Below are 2,391 nucleotides of genomic sequence, written 5' to 3' on the forward strand. Positions count from 1 at the left end.
TGAGCGCCCTGATCCCACGGGCGCCCAAGCGGTGTGGGCCGCCGCGGATACCGGTGGCCTGATCACCGGCGAGGTCGGGCAGCACGTCCGCCGCGTGCGCACCGCAGCCGAGCAACGCGGCGGCCGCCACCACCGACCACGCGGGAGCCGGCCGCCCCGGCAGGCCGAGCGTGACGAACGCGGGCAGGCTCGCGAAGCCGATCGCGTAGGGCAGCCAGGACAACGGCGTGTCCTTGAGCCCGAGGTCGTACGCCCACGCGGCGGCCACCCCGACCAGATGCGCGGTGCCCGCGGCGCGGCCCGACGCGTACGACAGCGGCACACACACCACGAGCGCGACCCGCGCCGCCGTGGCCACTCGCTCGGCCGAGACCTGCCCCGTGACCGTCGGCTTCTCGGCGCGCTCGGCGGCCCGATCCCGCGCGGCATCCACCGCGTCGTTGCACCAGCCCACGGACAACTGCCCGCTCAACACCGCACCGCCGACGAGCAGGCAACCCCGCGCGTCCCGCCCCGCGGCGTGGGCCAGGGCCGTGGTCAGCGCGGTGACGGCGACGGTCGGACCGGGGTGGCAGGCGAGGAGCAGGCCGACGGACGGCGCGTGGGGATCGAGCATGAATGGGTCCTTTCGGGGTGTTCGAACGTGGGCAGGGTGCATGCGGATGCCGGCTTCGGGCACACGACGTGCACTGCCGGTTCCCGAATCCGCCGCCGCCTCCCACCTTCACTCCTACTCCTGACCGATCCGCGCACCCATCCACCCGGGGATTCGATTCGACATGACCCGCATCGCCGCCGTCCGTGGCGCACTTCCGGCCCATCGATACCCACAGACCGAAATCACCGAAGCCTTCGCCGACATGTGTCTGCCACCGGGGACGAGTCGACGGCTGCTCGACCGGGTGCACACGAACTCCGGCGTGCACAGCCGCCATCTCGCGCTGCCGCTGGACCACTACGCCAAGCTCGACGGTTTCGGCGCGGCCAACGACGTCTTCGCCGAGGTGGCCGTGGACCTGGCGGCCGAGGCGGTCGACGCGGCCCTGCTCGCGGCCGGGCTGGCGCCGCGTGACGTGGACCTGATCGTGTTCACCACGGTCACCGGGATCGCGGTGCCCTCGATCGACGCGCGCCTGGTCGGCCGGCTGGGTCTGCGGCCCGACGTCAAGCGGCTGCCGGTGTTCGGCCTCGGCTGTGTGGCCGGCGTCGCCGGGATCGCGCGCGTGCACGACTACCTGCGTGGGTGGCCCGAGCACGTCGCGGTGCTGGTGTCGGTGGAGCTGTGTTCGCTCACGGTGCAACGCGACGACTCGTCGGCGGCCAACGTGGTCGCGGGCGCGCTGTTCGGCGACGGCGCGGCGGCCGTGGTCGCGTGTGGCGACGCGCGGACCGGTCCCGGGCGCGGACCACGCGTGGTGTCCAGCCGCAGCCGGCTGTACCCGCACTCCGAGGGTGTGATGGGCTGGCAGGTCGGCGAGTCCGGGTTCCGCATCGTGCTCGACCCGAGCGTGCCCGACGTGGTCCGCGAGTATCTGGCGGACGACGTCGGCGAATTCCTCGCCGAGCACGGCCTGACCACGAGCGACATCACCGCGTGGGTGTGCCATCCGGGTGGGCCCAAGGTGCTCGACGCGGTCGCCGAAACGCTCGAACTGCCGCCGGGCGCACTGGACCTGACGCGGCGTCTGCTCGCCGCCACCGGCAACCTGTCGTCGTCCTCGGTGCTGCACGTGCTGCGCGACACGATGGCGGCCACGCCGCAACCCGGTACACCGGGGCTGATGATCGCGATGGGCCCGGGGTTCTGCTCCGAGCTCGTCCTCCTGGAGTGGTAGGTCGGGGATGTACTGGTACTTCGCGTTGGTGGGTCTGGTCGCGCTGGAGCGGGTCGCGGAGTTGGTGGTCTCGCGCCGCAACCTCGCGTGGAGCATGGCGCGTGGGGCGGTGGAGAGCGGTCGCGGGCACTACCCGCCGATGGTCGTGCTGCACGTCGGGTTGTTGGTCGCGTGTGTGCTCGAAGTGGCGTTCGGCGACCGGCCGTTCCTACCCGGGCTCGGGTGGACGATGGTCGCGCTCGTGGTCGCGGCGCAGGCGCTGCGCTGGTGGTGCATCACCGCGCTGGGGCCGCACTGGAACACTCGGGTGGTGGTCGTGCCGGGGCTGCCGCTGGTGCGGCGCGGGCCGTATCGGCTGACCCGGCTTCGGCATCCGAACTACGTCGCGGTCGCCGTCGAGGGGTTCGCGTTGCCGCTCGTGCACGGCGCGTGGGTGACCGCGCTCGCGTTCACCGCGCTCAACGCGGCGCTGATGATCGTGCGGATCCGCTGCGAGTCGGCCGCGCTGGCGACGGCCGCGAGCACGACCGCCCCGGCGCCTGCGCCCACGGCGACC

Annotated in this window: 3 protein-coding genes; 2 read left to right on the plus strand and 1 reads right to left on the minus strand. The window is 73.0% G+C overall.

The genetic code is table 11. The annotated features are described in order from the left end of the window. A partial coding sequence (locus GT354_RS02540) for a UbiA family prenyltransferase (RefSeq protein ID WP_237534301.1) occupies positions 1-616 on the minus strand: 616 nt, incomplete at its 3' end. A gap of 163 nt (positions 617-779) precedes the next feature. On the opposite strand from GT354_RS02540, the gene GT354_RS02545 reads away from it, so the two are divergent. Both GT354_RS02545 and GT354_RS02550 read left to right on the plus strand, forming a co-directional pair. Next, complete coding sequence (locus GT354_RS02545) at positions 780-1,835, plus strand: 3-oxoacyl-[acyl-carrier-protein] synthase III C-terminal domain-containing protein (RefSeq protein ID WP_161354506.1); 1,056 nt, start codon at positions 780-782, stop codon at positions 1,833-1,835. A 7-nt stretch (positions 1,836-1,842) separates the two neighbouring features. Continuing rightward, on the plus strand, positions 1,843-2,391 hold a 549-nt coding region (locus GT354_RS02550; RefSeq protein ID WP_161354507.1), incomplete at its 3' end, for an isoprenylcysteine carboxylmethyltransferase family protein.

The organism is Streptomyces sp. SID3343 (assembly GCF_009865215.1).
Lineage (GTDB): Bacteria > Actinomycetota > Actinomycetes > Streptomycetales > Streptomycetaceae > Embleya.